Annotated in this window: 16 protein-coding genes; 10 read left to right on the top strand and 6 right to left on the bottom strand. The window is 70.0% G+C overall.

Going from position 1 to position 18,226, the window contains the following annotated elements; translation table 11 throughout:
* Positions 1–11: 11 nt before the first annotated feature.
* Positions 12–836: an SDR family oxidoreductase gene (locus EPO52_RS07155; RefSeq protein WP_290804027.1), complete on the bottom strand. Its 825-nt coding sequence runs from the start codon at positions 834–836 to the stop codon at positions 12–14.
* Positions 837–919: 83 nt separating this feature from the next.
* Here EPO52_RS07155 and EPO52_RS07160 point away from each other — a divergent pair, with 83 nt between their 5' ends.
* Positions 920–2,134 carry a Bcr/CflA family efflux MFS transporter gene (locus tag EPO52_RS07160; RefSeq protein ID WP_290804029.1) on the top strand — a complete coding sequence of 405 codons (1,215 nt, stop codon included), beginning with the start codon at positions 920–922 and terminating at the stop codon, positions 2,132–2,134.
* A 122-nt stretch (positions 2,135–2,256) separates the two neighbouring features.
* On the opposite strand, the gene EPO52_RS07165 is transcribed toward EPO52_RS07160, so the two are convergent.
* The 4 genes from EPO52_RS07165 to EPO52_RS07180 form a co-directional block, all read right to left on the bottom strand.
* On the bottom strand, positions 2,257–3,153 hold the full coding sequence (locus tag EPO52_RS07165; protein ID WP_290804031.1) for an alpha/beta hydrolase: 897 nt from the start codon (positions 3,151–3,153) through the stop codon (positions 2,257–2,259).
* 107 nt (positions 3,154–3,260) lie between these two features.
* Entirely contained in the window at positions 3,261–4,130 is an 870-nt protein-coding gene (locus EPO52_RS07170; protein ID WP_290804033.1) for a PPK2 family polyphosphate kinase, read from the bottom strand.
* A 34-nt stretch (positions 4,131–4,164) separates the two neighbouring features.
* Complete coding sequence (locus EPO52_RS07175; RefSeq protein ID WP_290804035.1) at positions 4,165–4,623, bottom strand: GNAT family N-acetyltransferase; 459 nt, start codon at positions 4,621–4,623, stop codon at positions 4,165–4,167.
* Positions 4,624–4,738: 115 nt separating this feature from the next.
* On the bottom strand, positions 4,739–6,166 hold the full coding sequence (locus tag EPO52_RS07180; protein WP_290804037.1) for an amidohydrolase family protein: 1,428 nt from the start codon (positions 6,164–6,166) through the stop codon (positions 4,739–4,741).
* Between the two features lie 119 nt (positions 6,167–6,285).
* Here EPO52_RS07180 and EPO52_RS07185 point away from each other — a divergent pair, with 119 nt between their 5' ends.
* The 3 genes from EPO52_RS07185 to EPO52_RS07195 all read left to right on the top strand — a co-directional run bounded on the left by EPO52_RS07185 (position 6,286) and on the right by EPO52_RS07195 (position 9,611).
* Complete coding sequence (locus EPO52_RS07185; protein WP_290804039.1) at positions 6,286–6,927, top strand: histidine phosphatase family protein; 642 nt, start codon at positions 6,286–6,288, stop codon at positions 6,925–6,927.
* 71 nt (positions 6,928–6,998) lie between these two features.
* A complete protein-coding gene (locus tag EPO52_RS07190; RefSeq protein ID WP_290804041.1) occupies positions 6,999–8,201 on the top strand; it encodes an acyl-CoA dehydrogenase family protein in 1,203 nt (400 codons plus the stop codon).
* Positions 8,202–8,477: 276 nt separating this feature from the next.
* Positions 8,478–9,611, top strand: a complete 1,134-nt coding sequence (locus tag EPO52_RS07195; protein WP_290804043.1) for a VIT1/CCC1 transporter family protein — start codon at positions 8,478–8,480, stop codon at positions 9,609–9,611.
* A gap of 54 nt (positions 9,612–9,665) precedes the next feature.
* Here the strand turns inward: EPO52_RS07195 and EPO52_RS07200 are convergent, their stop codons facing one another.
* Positions 9,666–10,241: a cupin gene (locus EPO52_RS07200; RefSeq protein ID WP_290804045.1), complete on the bottom strand. Its 576-nt coding sequence runs from the start codon at positions 10,239–10,241 to the stop codon at positions 9,666–9,668.
* A 173-nt stretch (positions 10,242–10,414) separates the two neighbouring features.
* On the opposite strand from EPO52_RS07200, the gene EPO52_RS07205 reads away from it, so the two are divergent.
* The 6 genes from EPO52_RS07205 (at position 10,415) to EPO52_RS07230 (ending at position 17,789) form a co-directional block, all read left to right on the top strand.
* The gene (locus tag EPO52_RS07205; RefSeq protein WP_290804046.1) at positions 10,415–11,512 is read left to right on the top strand and encodes a substrate-binding domain-containing protein; all 1,098 of its coding nucleotides are present in this window, start codon (positions 10,415–10,417) and stop codon (positions 11,510–11,512) included.
* Entirely contained in the window at positions 11,509–13,143 is a 1,635-nt protein-coding gene (locus EPO52_RS07210) for a sugar ABC transporter ATP-binding protein (protein WP_290804048.1), read from the top strand. Before EPO52_RS07205 ends, EPO52_RS07210 begins: the two co-directional genes overlap by 4 nt.
* 2 nt (positions 13,144–13,145) lie before the next feature.
* Complete coding sequence (locus tag EPO52_RS07215; protein ID WP_290804050.1) at positions 13,146–14,210, top strand: ABC transporter permease; 1,065 nt, start codon at positions 13,146–13,148, stop codon at positions 14,208–14,210.
* A gap of 13 nt (positions 14,211–14,223) precedes the next feature.
* Positions 14,224–15,465, top strand: a complete 1,242-nt coding sequence (gene mtnK / locus EPO52_RS07220) for an S-methyl-5-thioribose kinase (protein ID WP_290804052.1) — start codon at positions 14,224–14,226, stop codon at positions 15,463–15,465.
* Positions 15,466–15,628: 163 nt separating this feature from the next.
* Positions 15,629–16,852, top strand: a complete 1,224-nt coding sequence (locus EPO52_RS07225; protein WP_290804054.1) for a low temperature requirement protein A — start codon at positions 15,629–15,631, stop codon at positions 16,850–16,852.
* Between the two features lie 49 nt (positions 16,853–16,901).
* The gene (locus EPO52_RS07230; RefSeq protein WP_290804056.1) at positions 16,902–17,789 is read left to right on the top strand and encodes an aminotransferase class IV; all 888 of its coding nucleotides are present in this window, start codon (positions 16,902–16,904) and stop codon (positions 17,787–17,789) included.
* Positions 17,790–18,226: the final 437 nt, after the last annotated feature.

The following is an 18,226-nucleotide window of genomic DNA, read 5'->3' on the forward strand; positions in this document are numbered from 1 at the left end:
GTACGCCGCACTCAGCCCTGGGCGAGCTCCGAGATGTCGCTCCACTTCTCCCACTCCGCGATGCGGCCGGCGTAGTCGGCCTTCGCGATGCGCAGCGGCGAGGTGCCGAAGAACACCCGCAGCGGCGGCTCCTCGGCATCCACGAGGCGCAGCACGGCAGCGGCCGACGCGCGCGGGTCGCCGGGCTCCGACACCCGCGACTTGCGCGCCTCGGCGGCGGCGGCGTGCGCGGCCTCGTAGTCGGGCAGCGCCTCGGCGTGCCGGGCGGATGCTCCGCCCCAGTCGGTGTCGAACCCGCCGGGCTCGATCAGCGTCACCCTGATCCCGAACGAGGCGACCTCCTGCGAGAGCGCCTGCGAGAAGCCCTCGAGCGCCCACTTCGAGGCGTTGTAGATGCCGATGTTCTGGAACGCCGAGATACCGCCGATCGACGACACCTGGATGATGTGGCCGCTGCCCTGCCCGCGGAGATAGGGCAGCGCGGCCTGGGTGATCCAGAGGGCGCCGAACACATTCGTCTCGATCTGGTCGCGCGCCTCCTCCTCGGTGAGTTCCTCGATGAAGCCGAACTGGCCGTACCCGGCGTTGTTCACGACCACATCGAGGCGGCCGAAGTAGTTGTAGGCCTCGGTGACGGCGGCGAAGTCGGCCTCACGATCGGTGACGTCGAGCTGCAGCGGCAGGATGCGGTCGCCGAAGCGGTCGACCAGATCCGCCAGGGTGGCGGTGTCGCGCGCGGTGGCGGCCACGCTGTCCCCGCGCTCCAGGGCGGCGATCGCCCACTCGCGGCCGAAGCCACGTGACGTGCCGGTGATGAACCAGATCTTCTCTGTCATGGTGTTCCTCTCGAACGACGTTCCCCCTCCCGAACGTAGTACCGGAGTCCCGACTTCCCTACACTGACCACCATGGGGATCACGTGGTGAATCGGCGCGCGCTCGTCGCCATCCTGCTCGGGGTCATCCCGCTCAGCCAGGTGCCGATCGACATCTACACGCCGGCCATCCCGCACATGGCCGAGGAGCTCGGCGCATCCACCACCCTCGTGCAGAACACGGTGGCCGCCTACGTACTCGGCATGAGCCTCGGCCTGCTGCCGATGGGCATCGTGGCCGACGCCAGGGGCCGCAAGCGCACGCTGCTCGTGGGGCTGGCCCTGCTCCTCGTGACCAGCGTCGGAATCGCCCTCACCTCCGACATCTGGCTGCTGCTCGGTCTCCGCTTCCTGCAGGGGGTGGGCGGATGCTCGTGCATGGTGATCGTGTACGCCATCGCCGCCGACATCTCCCGCGGTCGCGAGCTCACCTCGCTCTCGGGCTGGCTCGGCGCATCCTGGGGCCTGGCACCCGTTCTCGCGCCCGCCGTGGGCGGGGCGCTCGTGCAGTTCGTCTCGTGGCGCGGCATCTTCGTGCTGGTCGCCGCACTGGCGTTGATCGCCGGAGTGGTGGTGTGGCGGTTGCTGCCGGAGACGCTCGACCCGGCCAAGGCCGAGCCCATCCGCCCGCGTGTGATCGCGCACGTGCTCGGTTCGACGCTGCGGCAGAAGCTGTTCATCGGGCTCACCCTCGTCTTCGCGGTGTTCGCTACCGCGCAGCTGCTCTTCGGGGTGGTGGCCCCGCTGCTCTACGAGACCGCGCTCGGCCTGCCGCCCGCCGCCTACGGGCTCATCGCGCTGCTCGTCGGCGCGGCGAACCTCGCGGGCGAGCTCGCCACGGGATCACTCGCCACGCGCATCTCGTCGCGGATGCTCGGGTTCTCGGCGCTCGCCTCCTTCACGCTGGGGGCCGTCATCCTGTTCGCCAGCGGTCTCCTCGTGGGGCCGCAGCTCGTGCTCATCACGGTGGGCGGCATGTTCGTGATGCTCGGCTGCGGCGCACTCTGCCCGATGGCCTACGGTCTCGCGCTCGGGCTCTTCGACCGCAACCTCGGCCTGATCGGCGGGCTCACCAGCGCCGCCTGCTACCTCTTCGTGGCTGTCGCGATGGGCGCGGCGGCCGCGCTGCCCGACGACACCCAGACCCCGCTCGGCGCCATCTACGTCCTGTGCGCCGCCCTCGGCCTGGCGCTGCTTCTGGCGTGCCTCCCGCGCCCGTCCCGAACCGGCGCGCCGCCGGCATCCGTCACCGCCGCTTGAGCGCAGGCTCGCCGCGAACGACGGAGTTCACGGGCGACTACGGGCCACGGCTCCGTCGTTTTCGCGATTCGCTCCGAGACTCCGTCGTTCCGGCGAGCGCGGATGCGGCGCCGCTCGGCGCGTCAGGGGGCGGCGCGCGACGCCGCGTCGGCCGCGAACTCGTCGAGCACCTCGGCCCGACGTGTCACCACGATGAAGTGTCCCTCATCCGGGTAGAGCCGCACCCGCGCATCCGGCAGCCGGCCCGCGAGTTCGTGGGCCCACGCGGCGGGCACCAGCCGGTCGGCGGCGCCCTGGTGCACCACGACCGGCACACTCACCTCCGAGGGCGCGAAACCCCAGGCACCCACGAAGGCGTTGTACTCCTCCACGGCGCCCCGGGTATCGGCGAGCCCCTCACCCACCGCGCGCGAGAACCAGGTGATCCGGCTCCGCAGGAGTCGAGCGTCGCTGGAGTCGAGCGCCCGGCCGGAGGCCCGCACCGCGAGCGCCGGCGCAAGGCGCACCGCCGTGCGCATCGCGCCGAAGACGCCGCGCGCGATCCACGGCGTTCGCTCCGACAGCCAGGCCAGCCGGCGATCGGTGCCGTTCAGCGCGGCGAGGGTGCCGGGTTCGTCGAGCGGCAACGCACCCGCCACGATCACCACACGGGTCACCCGGTGCGCGTGCACCCGTGCCACGGCGAGCGCGTACTGACCGCCCTCCGACCAGCCGGTGACTCCGAACCGCGTCATGTCGACCCCGGATGCGCCGAGATGGTCGAGCAGAGCGGTCACGTCGCTCTGCGCCCAGTCGAGCGTGCCGTGTCCGGGCCGGAGCGAGGTGCCACCGATTCCGGGCCGGTCGGGCGAGATCAGCGCGATGCCGCGTTCGCGGGCGAGTTCGTCGCCGGTCTCGGCATCCAGACCGCTCATCAGTCCGCCGTGGCAGGTGAGCACCGGGAAGCCCTCGGGATCACCGAAGACCCGGTATGCGAGCGTGCGACCGTCCGGAAGCACGAGTGTCTGCCGGATCCCCACCTCTGCACGATACCGCTCCACCGGTCGTGTTCCACCTCGGCGACTGGGAGCAGTCTGCGTGCACGCTGAACGCCGCCCCACGGGCCGGTCGAGCAGATGCCGGAAGGTCAGGTGCCCATCAGGCGCGCACGTTGCTCATCGACGTCGTAGTCGGGCTCGGGCCAGGTGAGCTCGAACGACCGCAGGGTCTCGTCGAGCAGCTGCTGCACGGCTAGCGCCGAGTACCACTTGTTGTCGGCCGGAACCACGTGCCAGGGCGCGACATCCGTGTTCGTGGCGTTGATCGCCGCCTGATACGCGTCTTGGAAGAGCGGCCACAGCGCCCGGTCGTCGACATCGCCCGGATTGAACTTCCAGTGCTTGTCCGAGCGCTCGAGCCGGCGCAGCAGGCGGTTCTTCTGTTCGGCGTAGCCGAGGTTGAGGAAGACCTTGATCACCGCCGTTCCGCCCTCGACGAGCTTCGTCTCCCAGTCGTTGATGAGCGCGTACCGAGCGGCGATCTCGTCGTCGCTGAGCGACTTGTGCACTTTCGGCACCAGCACGTCTTCGTAGTGCGAGCGATCGAACACGCCGATGTGGCCCGGGGTCGGCAGCGCCTTCTCGATGCGCCAGAGGAACGGATGCGACAACTCCTCCTCCGTGGGCCGCTTGAACGCCCGGTGCGAGATGCCCTGGGGGTCGACCGAGCCCACCACCCGCTTCACGACCCCACCTTTGCCCGCGGTGTCCATGCCCTGCAGCACGATGAGAACGGAGCGCTTTCCGCCGTGGAGGCTCTCGGCGAAGAGCTTCTCCTGCAGCTTCGAGAGCGAGCGGTTCGTGCCCTCGAACTCCTCCTCCGCGGTCTCCTTGTCGAGCGTTCCGGGGGTCGCGCCGGTCTTCTGCGCGGCGATGTCGAACGGCCGCTCGGCCCGCAGCCGGTCGTGCCAGCGCCCCGCGGGCGATCCGCCTTCACTCATCCCCTTGTGCTTGCTCATCGCTCGCTCCTCACTGTCGGTGCGGTGGCCGGCCTCACAGGGACTTGGCCATGTTGATCGCCGTCGTCTCGTAGCCGAGCGACCGGTAGAGGTTCTGAGCCACCGAGTTGTGGCCGAACACATTGAGACCGAGCTTCTCGGCGCCGTGCTCGCGCGCCGCGACCTCGGCGAGCTGCATGGCGAGCCGGCCGTAGCCCTGCCCGCGCTTGTCGGCGACGATCTCGACGTCGAAGACCCACCACGCCGTCGGATGCTCGAGCGAGAACGGCCCGATCCAGATCGTGCCGACGACCTCGCCCCCCTCGCCCTGGCTGTCGTCGACCACGTCGAAGATCAGCTGCCCCTCGGCAGGCTTCCCGTCGGGGAAGTACTCCGCGTTCGACTGCGCGGCCCGCTCCGCGGCGTACTCCGGCGAATCCCCCGCCTCGATGCGCTCGCGCACGTACTCCGCGCTGCTGCGCTCCAGGAAGGCGCCCAGCGCCCCCGCTCCCATAGCCCGCAACCTCACGCCCATGCGCACACCCTACCCGCCCACACCTCTTCGCGAGTCGCCAAAATCCGGTCCATTCCGCGCGATCCAGACCGGATCTTGGCGAGTCGCGAGGAGGTTACCAGGCCAAGCGCTCCGTGCTGCGGGAGGCGGCGCGGGCGGCCACCTCGCGCACGCGGGAGTGCAGCTCGGTCGAGGCGCGTTCGGCGAGCGGATGCGTCGACACCCCCTCCTCGGAGACGAGCCGCCCGCCCACGAACACCTTCTTCAGGTTGCGCAGCCCCATCGCGAACGCGTAGTGCGCGTACACGTCCCACACGGGCCCGGTGTCGGGCGAGACGGGGTCGACCACCAGGAAGTCGGCGAGCTTGCCCACCTCGAGCGAGCCGATGCGCGCCGCCACCTGCAGGCCGAGCGCCTCGGCGGAACCGAGGGTGTGCATCCGGAGCATGTCGCGCGGCATCACGATCGAGGCATCCTGGGCCACGGCCCGCTGCGTGTACGCGCCGATGCGGAGGTTCTGGAACGGGTCGGAGACGTCGGTGCAGCTCTGGTCGTCGAGTCCGATACCGATCGGCATGCGGAGGTCGCGGTAGCGCGGGATGTCGGCCACGCCCGAGCCGAGCCGTCCGTTGGAGGTGGGCTGCCACACCATGCCCGCGCCCTTCTCGGCGGCCACGCGTGACATGTACGCATCCGGATGCACGAAATGCCCGAACAGGAACCCCGGCCGGAGGGCCCCCGCCTCCTCGTACCAGCGGAACTTCTCGCGTTGCTGATCGAGGGCCTCGCTCGTCTCGAGGAAGTGCGCCTGATTGCCGATGCCGTGGGCATCCATGGCCTTCACCTCGTCGCGGGCGGCCTGTTTCGAGGCCGACCATTGCACCGCCCCGAACACGGATGCCCCGAGGTCGAGCTCGGGCGGAACGCTCCGCTTCACGTACTCGACCGCCCGCGCGAACACCTCGAAGGCCTCGTCCCCGGGCTGGAACTCGCTGTCGAGCCGGATCGAGTTCATCGTGCGGAGTCCCGCATCCCGAGCGGCATCGATCTGACGGAAGAGGTACTCCTCGGGCCGGACCTCGTAGATCTCGCGCGTGTCGGTCTCGGCATCGTACTTGCCGACGACGCGGGAGTCGGTGAAGTTGTAGGCCGCGGTCACGCCGTTGCCGAGGAAGTCGAGGCAGCCGTGCAGGGTGAACCAGTAGATGTCCTCGGCATCCGCGCCCGACACGAAGGTGCTCTGCTCGCCCACCCAGCCGTAGAGGTTGTCGCCCGGGGTCATGCCGCGCATGCCGGAGGTGAAGATGTGGCTGTGCGCCGAGATGAAGCCCGGTGCCACGAAGGCGCCTTTCACGTCGAGCACCTGGCCGCCGCCGATCGACTCGAGTGCGGCCGGCAGCGCACCCTCGCCCATCGCCGTGATGGTGCCGTCGTCGCCCACGGTGAACCAGCCCCGGAACCAGTCGACGCCGTCGGCCATCGGGATGACGACCGCGTTCACCACGGTGAGCACGGTCGGGGATGCGGGGGTGTCCTGGGTCATGACGCCATCCTCTCCTGCACAGATTGCGCTCACGTTTCCGCTGATTGCACGGCAGGTTTCCGGGCCCCCGGCGGGCGATATTCTGGGGAGGCCCTACTCGCCCTTCTCGCTTGGACCTCATGACCTCGTCGGCAGATGCCCCCCAGCCACCCGCTCGCGCCCCCCAGATCGTGCTGGTTCGCCACGGCGAGACCGAGTGGAGCCTCAGCGGGCAGCACACGGGGCGCACCGACATCCCGCTCACCGCGCGCGGTGAAGAACAGGCGCGTGCCGTCGGGCGGGCACTGGCCGGCCGTTCCTTCGGGCTCGTGCTCACGAGTCCGCGCCGGCGAGCAACCGACACCGCCGCCCTCGCGGGCTTCGGCGATGTGGCGGAGGTCGATCCCGACCTCGCCGAGTGGGACTACGGGGCCTACGAGGGCCTCACCAGCCCGCAGATCGCCGAGGCGTTCGGCGGCCCGTGGACCCTGTGGGAAGACGGGGTGCAGCCCGACGGCGAGGGTCGCGGTGAAGAGGCCGCCGACGTGCTCGCCCGCAACCAGGCCATCATCCGCCGCGCCCACTCCACCCTCAACACCGGCGAAGACGTGCTGCTCTTCTCGCACGGCCACTACCTGCGCACCCTCACCGTCACGTGGATGGGCCTCCCCATCCACGCCGGTGAATTCGTGGTGCTCGACACCGCGTCGATCAGCGTGCTCGGCTTCGAGCACGGCAACCAGGTGCTGCGGTCATGGAACCGCACGCCCTGGGCCGACTGACCGGACCTGACCCGTTCCGCCACAGCCGACCGGCCCCACACCCACCGACCCGCCCATCAGGAGACCCGTCCGTGACCGAGCAGCTCCCTCCCGTCATCACCGATCCCGCCGCGGCGATCGACGCCCTCTCGGTCGTCGCCGACGGCTTCGCGAGCGTCGCGGTGGCGCGCGACAAGGAGGGCACCGCGCCCTTCGGTGAGGTCGAGACGGTGCGCGCCACGGGCGTGCTCCCGGTGCTCGTGCCCCGCTCCCGCGGCGGTGGCGGCCTCGACTGGCACACGGTCTTCACCGCGCTGCGGCCCGTCATCCGCGCCGACGCCGGCCTCGGGCACGTGTTCGCCTATCACTTCGTGAACTCCTGGCGGCTGCAGCTCAACGAGAACGAGTCGCGCATCGAGGAGCTTCAGCGCGGCCTCGCCGCGAACCACTGGTTCTGGGGCGGTGCGGGCAACCCGCGCGACGCCGGTCTCGAGCTCACCCCCGCCGAGGGCGGCTTCACCGTGACGGGCCGCAAGTTCTTCGCCACCGGCGCTCAGGTCTCCGACCGCATCACGGCCACCGCCACCCGGGTCGACTCGGGCGAGAAGCTCGCCATCATCATCGATGCGAGGCAGCCGGGGGTCGTCCACCACGACGACTGGGCGAACATCGGCCAGCGGCTCAGCGCGTCGGGCTCGGTGTCGTTCGATGCGGCCCGGGTTCCGGATGCGCACGTGCTCGGCTACGGGGAGCAGTCGGGTGCGCGCTACCGCCCGTACGCGTCGCTGTCGATCCTGCTGTTCCAGCTCGCGCTCGAACACATCCATGTGGGGCTGGCGGAGGGCGCGCTCGCTGCCGCTGCCTCCTACGTGCGCAGCACCACGAAACCCTGGTCGACGAGCGGTGTCGAGCGAGCGGTCGACGACCCGTACATCCGCGAGCTGATCGGTGATCTCACGGCCGCCACCCGGGCATCCGATGCCCTCACCTGGCGGGCCACCGATGCCTTCGCCGTCGCCGCCGACCGCGGCTGGCAGCTCACCGACGACGAGCGGGGCGAGCTCGCGGTGGAGATCGCCGCCGCGAAGGTCGTCTCCACGAAGACCGCGCTCGACGTGAGCACCCGCCTGTTCGAGCTCACCGGCGCACGCGCCACAGGCGAGGCCTATGGCTTCGACCGCTTCTGGCGCAACGCCCGCACCATCACACTGCACGACCCGGTGGTCTACAAGGCCCAGGAAGTGGGCGACCACGCCCTGAGGGGCGACTACCCCGAACCCTCGGGCTACAGCTGACGCACCGGGGTGAATCCCGCTGCCGCCCTGGCCTCTTTCGGTGAGTCGAAAAACTGGGAGTAACGGCCTCCCGGGCGGCTGCTCGCCGGTCGGATGCCAGAATGGGGGCATTGAAGGGGAGTAGTTCCAGCGCCCGGTCGCGGGCAGCGGTTCTGTCGACACACTGGCCATCACGATGATCGGCCCGGCATTCCACCCCGGCTCCGGCCGAGGCGAACGAGACCTTCGATCGACACCCGACAGCGCATCCGCGCCGCCCGCCGATCTGGAGTTCCCATGTCCCCCACCACCACGCATCCCACGCCCGCAGACATCCGCCGCTGGCGTCAGTATCTCGCCGACGAACGGGCCGAGGCGCAGGTCTACCGCGAACTCGCGCTGCGCCGCACCGGCTCCGAGAAGCAGATCCTCGAGGCCCTCGCCGACGCGGAGGGGCGGCACGAGGACCATTGGCTCATGCTGCTCGGCGACGACGTCGGCAAACCCCGCAGGGCCGACATCCGCACCCGGATGCTGGCCGTGCTCGCCCGGCGCTTCGGTTCCGTGTTCGTGCTCGCGCTGATGCAGCGCGCCGAGGCCCGCTCCCCGTACGACTCCGATGCGGATGCGACGCCCGCCATGGCGGCCGACGAACGCATCCACGGCGAGGTGGTGCGCAGCCTCGCCGCGAAAGGCCGGAGCCGCCTGTCGGGCACGTTCCGCGCCGCGGTCTTCGGCGCCAACGACGGACTGGTCTCGAACCTCGCCCTGGTGCTCGGCATCGGCGCCACCGGGGTGCCCAACACCGTCGTGCTGGCCACGGGGGTGGCGGGCCTGCTCGCCGGCGCGCTCTCGATGGGTGCCGGCGAATTCGTGTCGGTGCGCTCGCAGCGCGAACTCCTCGCGGCCTCCACGCCCGATCCGGATGCGGCCACCGCGGTGCCGAAGCTCGACGTCGACGCCAACGAACTGGCCCTCGTGTACCGCGCCCGCGGCCTGTCGGAGGAGGAAGCGGAGGCCAAGGCCCACGATGTGTTCGGCGGCCTGACCACCGCGACCTCGGCCATCCGCATCCAGCGGGCGGGCGACGCGGGTCTCACCGCCCCCGAGATCGAGGGCGTCGCGCCCGGCGATCCCGTGGAGCACGAGGAGATCGGCACGGCGTGGCAGGCCGCGATCTCGTCGTTCTGCTTCTTCGCATCGGGAGCCGTCATCCCGGTGCTCCCCTACGTCTTCGGGCTCACCGGTGGCGTGGCGATCGCCGTGGCCGCCGCGCTCGTGGGGCTCGCGCTGCTCGGCACGGGCGCCGTGGTCGGCCTTCTCTCGGGCGGGCCGCCCCTGAAGAGAGCGCTGCGGCAGCTCGCGATCGGCTTCGGTGCCGCGGCCGTCACCTACGTGTTGGGTCTGCTGTTCGGCGCGAGCCTGGGGTGAGACGACTGAGCCGGAAGGGTCTCCCCTTCCGGCTCAGAGTGCATTCGACGTCGACTAGGCCGAGACCGAGGCCAGCTCGTCGTAGGTGGCGAACCTGCTCGACACGTCGCTGCCGGTGAAGTTGCCCACCCAGCCGTCGTCGTCGTGGAAGAAGCGCACCGACACGTAGTCGGGCGACGTGCCCATGTCGAACCAGTGGGTGGTGTCCTTCGGCACGGAGAGCAGGTCGCCGGCCTCGCAGAAGACCGCGTGCACCTTGCCGTTCACGTGCAGGTAGAAGACGCCGGAGCCTCGGGCGAAGAAGCGGTCCTCGTCGTCGTCGTGCTCGTGCTCGTTGAGGAACTTCTGACGAGCGGTGGCGGATGCCTCGCGGTACTCGTCGGTGTCGTCGCGCGTGATCGACACCACGTCGACGAGGGTGTAGCCGTGCTCGGAGTTGACGGCCGCGATCTCGTCGGCGTACGCGGCGAGCACCTCGTCCTGGGTCGGCTCCGCGGAGAGGTCTTTGAGCTCCCATCGGCTGAAGCGGGCACCGAGTCCGGCGAGCACCTCACGGATGGTCTCGGCGTCGCGCGTCTGCAGCTCGGGAGTCTGGGGGTCGTTGTCGTTCCACACGGTCAGCAGGGTCATGACCCCCATGTTATTCCTCTACTCCTGCACCGAACCCCCGAGGGCTCCGAAAAGTAACAGAGGGAAACACGATTCGCTGGAGGGCACGCCCGCACAGTTGAATCGGAGGGCAATCACAGCCCGCCGGCCCAGCCGACACCATTTCTTCCCTCCGTTCCCGAAGGAGCACCATCATGGCCATCTTCCGCAAAGCGGCGGTCGTCACCGCACTCGCCGCGGTCAGCGTCCTCGCCCTCACCGCCTGCTCGCAGTCGAGCGGCACCACCGACACCTCGTCGGGCTCCACGGCGGCACCCACGGCATCCGCGGCCCTGCCCGCCCCGTTCGACGGCGACCCCGTGAAGGTCGCCCTCGTTCGCCAGAGCGGTGCCGGCGACTACTTCGAGGCGTGGGGGGCCGGCGCCCAGGCGCAGGCGAAGCAGGCCAACATCGACCTCTCGGTCACGGATGCCCGCAACGACAACGCGAAGCAGGCCAGCGACCTCGAGCAGGCCATCGCCTCCAAGCCCGACGCCATCATCGTCGACCACGGCCAGACCGACACCCTGCAGCCGCTCATCACCGAAGCCGTCGCGGCGGGCATCCCCGTGGTGGTCTACGACCTCGCCCTCACCGATTCCACCGGCGTCATCACCACGAGCCAGTCCGACGAGTCCATGGCCTCCGGCGTGCTCGACCAGCTGATCGACGACGTCGGAGACGGCGCGAAGGTCGGCTATGTCTCGGCCGAGGGCTTCGCCGCACTCGACCGCCGCGCGGTGGTCTGGAACCAGTACGTCGCCGACCACAACCTCGACGTGGTGTTCTCCACCGGCAAGGTCTCCGAGTCCACCGCCACCGACAACATCCCGCTGGTCGACGCCGCCCTCAAGCAGAACCCGGATGTGCAGGCGATCTTCGCCCCGTACGATGAGATCACCAAGGGTACGGTGCAGGCCGTCATCCAGAACAACCTCCAAGACAAGGTGAAGGTGTACGGAATCGACATCTCGAACGCCGACATCGAGGTCATCACGGCCGACGGCAGCCCCTGGGTCGCCACCTCGGCCACCGATCCCGCCGCGGTCGGCGCCGCCGTCGTGCGCTCGCTCGCTCTGAGCCTCGCCGGCCAGCTCGACGAGACCGACGTGCAGTTCCCCGCCAAGACCATCACGCAGCAGTTCCTGGCCGACAACACCATCACCAATGTCACCGAGCTGCGAGCCGCTGAGCCGTCGCTGAAGCTCGACGACGTCGTCGTGGCGGATTGGCTGCCCGCGGTCTCCGAATGACCCTTGCCACCGCCGCTCCGATCGAGGGGCACGACGTCAGCGTCGTGTCCCTCGTCGGCGTCTCCGTCGCCTACGGCTCGAACGTCGTGCTCACCGACGTCTCGCTCGACTTCCGGGCGGGCGAGATCACCGCGCTCCTCGGGGCGAACGGAGCCGGCAAGTCCACACTCATCAAGGCGCTCTCGGGCGCCAACCCGCGCTACAGCGGCGAGATCCGCATCGACGGCGCCGTGGTGCACCTCGGCTCCCCGGTGCAGGCACGGCAGCTCGGCATCTCGGCCGTGCACCAGAAGGTGGCCGACGGCATCGTGCCGGGTCTCTCGGTGGCCGAGAACCTCACGCTCGACGACCTGGCGCACGCGTCACGGCACCCGCTGCGCAACAAGCGGGCCGCGCTGGCGGATGCCCGCGCCGCGCTGGCGACGCTGGGGCTCGACTGGTCCGACGGCATCCTGAATCAGGACGCCGACCGCCTCGCCATCTCCGATGCCCAGCTGCTCGTTCTCGCACGGGCGCTGCGCAGCACCCCGCAGTTGCTGATCCTCGACGAGCCCACCTCGGCCCTCACCGCCGCCGAGGCCGAGCGGCTCTTCGACGTGTTGCGCGCCCTCCGCGCGAACGGCCTCTCGATCGTCTACGTGTCGCACCGCTTCGGTGAGATCGAGGCCCTCGCCGACCGCGTGGTGGTGCTGCGCGACGGCATCGTGCAGAGCAACACGGTGCGTCCCTTCGAGTGGCACGAGATCCTGCACGACATGCTCGGCCGGGCCACCGATCTCGACCACGACCGCGGCACCACCCACCGGGGCACCACCACCGTCGCCACCCTCGACGGCATCCAGCTCTTCCCCGAGTCCGCGCCGATCGACCTCACCATCAAAGCCGGCGAAGTGCTCGGCGTGCTGGGCCTCATCGGGGCCGGCAAGACCGAGATCGCCGAACTGCTCGGCGGGCTCGCCGCCCCGCTCGCCGGAACGCTGGCGCTCGAAGGCGCCGCCTACGCACCCCGGCGCCCCGGCGACGCCATCGCGGCCGGCGTCGTGCTCGTGCCCGAAGACCGCCAGCGGCAGGGCATCCTCCCCGGCTGGTCGGTGCAGCAGAACATCACACTGCCGTTCCTGAAGAAGTCGAGCGTCGGCGGTCTTCTGCGTGGCCGCGCCGAGAGGCGTCGCACCGAGGAGGTCATCGAGTCGCTCTCCGTGGTCACCAGTGGGCCGGATGAGGCGATCGACGATCTCTCGGGCGGCAACCAGCAGAAGGTCGTCGTGGGCCGCTGGATCTCGGCGGGTCCGCGTCTCGCGCTGCTCGACGAGCCGTTCCGCGGCGTCGACATCGCCGCCCGCCGCGAGATCGGCGCCCGCCTCTCCGCTCTCGCCGCCGACGGCGCGGCCGCCGTGGTGCTCTCGAGCGACGTGGATGAGATCTTCGAGGTCGCCGACCGCATCGTGGTTCTCGTGGCGGGGCAGGTCGAGCTCGACCGCTACGCCGACGAGGTCGACCGGGCGGCCGTGATCGGCGCGTTCCTCGGCCAGGAGCGCTCGCCCACGGCAGCGCCCGCCCCGGCCGGCGAGCCGGCGCCTCCGCGCGACGACGCTCCTGTCTCCCCCGAGTCCACTCCTGAAAGCAACTGACCATGACTAGCCCTACGACCACCGCGCCGCGCCCCCTCCCCACCCGCTCCACCGGCGAGCGGGTCTCCGCGTTCGTCGTGAAGTGGGGCTTCGTGGCGGTCACGGCCGCCCTCATCCTGTTCTTCCTCATCACCGAGCCGAACTTCCGCACCGTCGACAACATCTTCGGCATGCTGAAGTACATCGCGCCCACGGCCATCGCCGGTCTCGGCGTGATGCTCGCGATGACGGTGGGCGGCATCGACCTCTCGGTCGGTGCCTCCGCCGGCTTCGCGGTGTCGATCGCGGCCTGGACCATGGTGATCGCCAACCAGGTGGGCGGCGTCGCCGTGGCGGTGGTGCTCATCTGCGGGCTCTTGATCGGGGCACTGAACGCGTTCCTCATCGTGGTCGCACGCATCCCCGACCTGCTGGCGACGCTGACCACGATGTTCGTGATCGTCGGCCTCAAGCTCATCATCGTCGACGGCAAGTCGATCTCGTCGCAGATGACCCTCTCGAACGGCACCACCGCACCGGGCAAGTTCACGGCCGATTTCCTCTGGCTCGACCGCGGCAGCATCGGGCCCGTCCCGGTGCCGGTGATCATCTTCCTGGTGATCACGATCGTGCTGTGGTTCCTGCTCGAGCGCACCCGCTGGGGCCGGGCGCTCTTCGCGGTCGGCACGAACTCCGAGGCGGCGCGGCTGTCGGGCATCCGGGTGCAGTGGTACCGCACCGCCGCCTACATGGGCTGCGGTCTGCTCGCGTCGATCGCCGGCCTGCTGCTCGCGGCGCGCATCGGCCAGGGCGACGTGAGCGCCGGCAACTCGCTGCTGCTCGACGCCGTCGCCGTGGCGCTGGTGGGCGTGAGCGTGCTCGGCATCGGCCGGCCCAACGCCTGGGGCACCGCGCTCGGGGCGGTGCTGATCGCGGTGATGGTCACCGGCTTCACCATGCTCGGCCTGCCCTACTACGCGCAGGACTTCGGCAAGGGGATCGTGCTGCTCATCGCCCTGCTCTTCAGCTTCACCTTCTCGCGCCGTCGCACCGTGGTGACCGCGGGTTCCACGACCTCCGCCAGCTAGGAACGCCCGCGCCATGACCGACCCGCTCGACTCGTCCCTCGACTTCTCGCAGCTCACCGCCGAGACCGTCACCGCCTACCTCGGCACCCGGCAGGCGCTCGCGGGCCGCATCGACGCCGCCCGCATCGCGTCGGTGCGTGAGGTGGGAGACGGCAACCTCAATCTCGTGTTCATCATCGACGACGCCGATGGCGCATCCGTCGTTCTGAAGCAGTCCCTGCCGCACGTGCGCACCGACCCCTCGTGGCCGATGACGCGGGAGCGTTCGGCGCGCGAGGCCACGGTTCTCGGGGCGCACTCGGTCGCCGACCCGGTGCACGTGCCCGGCTTCTACGACTTCGACCCGGCCCACTACGTGCTGGCCATCGAGAACCTCTCCGACCACCGGGTGTGGCGCAACGAGCTGAACGAGGGCCGGGTGCACGAGTACGCAGCGGCCGAGCTCGGCCTGTACGTCGCGCGCACGGCGTTCGCCACGTCGCCACTCGGCATGAACCCGCTCGAGCACAAGCAGCTCGTGGCCCGTGCCGTGAACCCCGAGCTGGCGCAGATCACCGAAGACCTCGTGTTCACCGAGCCGTACATCGAGCATTCGCACAACGGGGTGCTGCCCGCCAATGAACCGGATGTCGCCGAGCTGCGTGCCGACTCCGCTCTCGTACGCGAGATGGGCCTCGCGAAGTGGCGGTTCATGACCACGGCGCAGTCGCTGATCCACGGCGACCTGCACACGGGGTCGGTGTTCGTGCGTTCAGCCACTGGGGATGCTCCCGCATCCGTTCGTGCGTTCGACAGCGAATTCGGGTTCGTGGGGCCGACCGGTTTCGACCTCGGCGCTCTGTGGGCCAACTTCATCATCGCGGCGGCGCGGGCTTCGGCACTCGGTGAGGATGACCGTGCCGCGCTCATCCTGACGCTGCCGGGCCGACTGTGGTCCGCCTTCGAGACGGAGTACCGCATCCTGTGGCCGTCGCGGGTCGACCCACGCGTCTGGGGCGACGACGTTCTCGAGCAGCTGCTGGGGGGCATCCGCGACGATGCGGCGATCTTCGCCGCGGCGAAGGCCATCCGCCGCATCATCGGCTTTGCGAAGGCGAGCGACATCGAGTCGCTGCCGCCGGCCCTCCGCGAGGGCGCCGCGCGCGGTGTGCTCCGCGCCGGTCGCGCCCTGGCCCTCACCCGCCACGGCATCGCCGACGTCGACGCCCTGGCCGCCGAGTCGCTCGCCATCCTCCGCGCCGCCGCCACCCGCTGACGCCCCTGCCCCCAGCGCGGCCCGGCGCCGAATCGACCTCTCGCGATGGTGGCGTCGTTCTGTCACGATGAGTGCACGCAGCCACGAGGGGAGGCCGCAGGTGAGTGCCGAGACCAGTGGTACCGCGCCATCCGCGCACCGGTCGCCCCATCGGCTGATTCGGATGTCCGGGCGCGATCCCGACGAGGCCCATCGTGCCGCGACACCCCTCGAGCTGCTCTTCGACCTCGCCTTCGTGGTGGCGTTCAGCCAGGCCAGCGGCGAGCTCGCGCACTATCTCGCCGAAGGGCACACCGCCACCGCCCTCGCGGGTTTCGCCTTCGCGATGTTCTCGGTCTGCTGGGCGTGGATCAACTTCTCCTGGTTCGCCTCCGCCTACGACACCGATGACTGGTACTACCGCGTCACCACGCTCGTGCAGATGGTAGGTGTGGTCGTGCTGGCCCTCGGCATCCCACCGCTCTTCGCGTCGATCGACGCGGGCGCCTACGTGGACAACTCGGTGCTGGTGGCCGGGTACGTGGTGATGCGCGTGGCGATGGTGGCGCAGTGGCTGCGCGCGGCCCGCCAGGATCCCGGTCGCCGCGCCACGAGTCTCGCCTATGCGATCACGATCATCGTCGCGCAGGTCGGCTGGGTGGCTGTCGCCATCGCCCACGCCAGCTTCTGGGTCACCGCCGCGATCGCCGTCGTGCTCTTCGCCATCGAGCTCGCGGGCCCCTACATCGCCGAGATCGTGATCGGCGAGAGGAGCGGGCGGGGCGGCACCCCCTGGCACGCGCACCACATCGCCGAGCGCTACGGACTCCTCACCATCATCGCGCTGGGCGAAGGGGTGTTCGGAACGGTCACCGCGGTGTCGGCCGTCGTGACGCACCAGGGGTGGAGCAGCGAGGCGATACTGCTCGTCACCGCCGGAGTCGGGCTCACCTTCGGCGTCTGGTGGTCGTACTTCATCCTGCCGGCGGGAAAGATCCTGCAGCGGTACCGGCGCAAGGCGTTCGTGTGGGGATACGGGCACCTCCTCGTGTTCTCGTCCATCGCCGCCACCGGTGGCGGCCTTCATGTGGCCGCTTACGTGATCGAGAACGAGGCGCAGATCGGCACGGTGGGCGCGGTGCTGTGCGTGGCCATTCCGGTGCTCATCCTGTGTCTGTCCATCTTCGCCCTGTACGACTACCTGGTCGCCGAGGTCGATCCTTTCCATTTCGGCCTCATCGCCGGCACGGTCGCGCTTCTCGTTCTCGCGGTGCTGGCCGCGACCTGGGGTGCGTCGCTCGGCGTCTGCCTCATCCTCATCACCCTCTCCCCGTTCGTGGTGGTGGTGGGCTACGAGACCATCGGCCACAAGCACGAAGCGGCGATGCTGGCGCGACTACTCGCCTGACGGGGCAGACTGGGAGGTGTTTGCAGCGCCGACCCGCAGGAGCCACCCCATGAACGATGACACCACCTCCACCACGACTCTCGGAGATCTCGTGGTGTACGTCGAGGGAGGGGTGGCGGATGTCGCGGTGCCCCTCGGGCAGGCTTCGCTCAACGTCGCCGATCTCGCCGTGACGCGAGGTGACGGGGTGTTCGAGTCGATCGGGGTGATCGACGGGCGGTTCATCGAGCTCGATCGGCACCTCGCCCGGCTTGCGCACTCGGCGGCGATGCTCGACCTGCCGGTACCCGATCTCGCCGCCTTCGAGGCGGCCGCCCGACGCGGGCTCGCTGCACACCGGCCCGAGCCTGAGCTCCTCGTGAAGCTGCTGTACAGCCGCGGCATCGAGGGCGCCGACGAGGCGAGCGGGTGGATCCAGGTGCTCACCGGCCCCGACCACTCCGGTCACCGGCGCGACGGCATCCGCGCCGTCACACTCGACCGCGGCTACCGGCATGACATCGCGCAGACCTCGCCGTGGCTGCTCCAGGGCGCGAAGACACTGTCCTACGCGCTCAACAAGGCGGCCCTGCGTGAGGCCGAGCGGCGCGGCGCCGACGACGTGATCTTCGTCAGCACCGACGACATCGTGCTGGAGGGACCGACGTCGAACGTGCTGGTTCGGCACGGCGACCGCTTCCGCACCCCGCGCACCGACCTCGGCATCCTCGCCGGCACCACCCAGGCGGCCGTCTTCGACACGCTCGACGCGATGGGCTTCGACACCGCCGAGGCGGTCATCTCCTCCGCCGAGCTCGCCTCGGCCGACGCGATCTGGCTGCTCTCGAGCGGCCGGCTGATCGCGCCCGTGCGCGAGCTCGACGGCGCCCCACTCGCGGTCGACGCCGAGTTCACCGCGACCCTCCTCCAGAAGACCTTCGGCCTCGGCCCGGCCTGAGCCGCTACCTCTGCGTCGGCCCCGGGCGCATCCCTCCGCCTCGGGTTGCCACAACATGTGGCAACCCTCATCCCGAGGCGACACTTTCTGACAAATGGATGACGCACGTCACCGCGGGCGCAAGTCCGCTTGCCACAAGTTGTGGCGTGGGCACGCGAGTTGCCACAACATGTGGCAACCGCCGACACGCGCATGCCCCCGCCAGCCCCGCCGATCCACTTGCCACAAGCTGTGGCCTGCGCACGCACGTTGCCACAACATGTGGCAACCCTCATCCCGAGGCGACACTTCCTGACAACCGGATGACGCACGTCACGGCAGGCGCAAGCCCGCTTGCCACAAGTTGCGGCGTGGGCACGCGGGTTGCCACAACATGTGGCAACCGCCGACACGCGCATGCCCCGCCAGCCCCGCCGATCCACTTGCCACACGATGCT

The organism is Herbiconiux sp., assembly GCF_004297105.1.
GTDB lineage: Bacteria > Actinomycetota > Actinomycetes > Actinomycetales > Microbacteriaceae > Herbiconiux.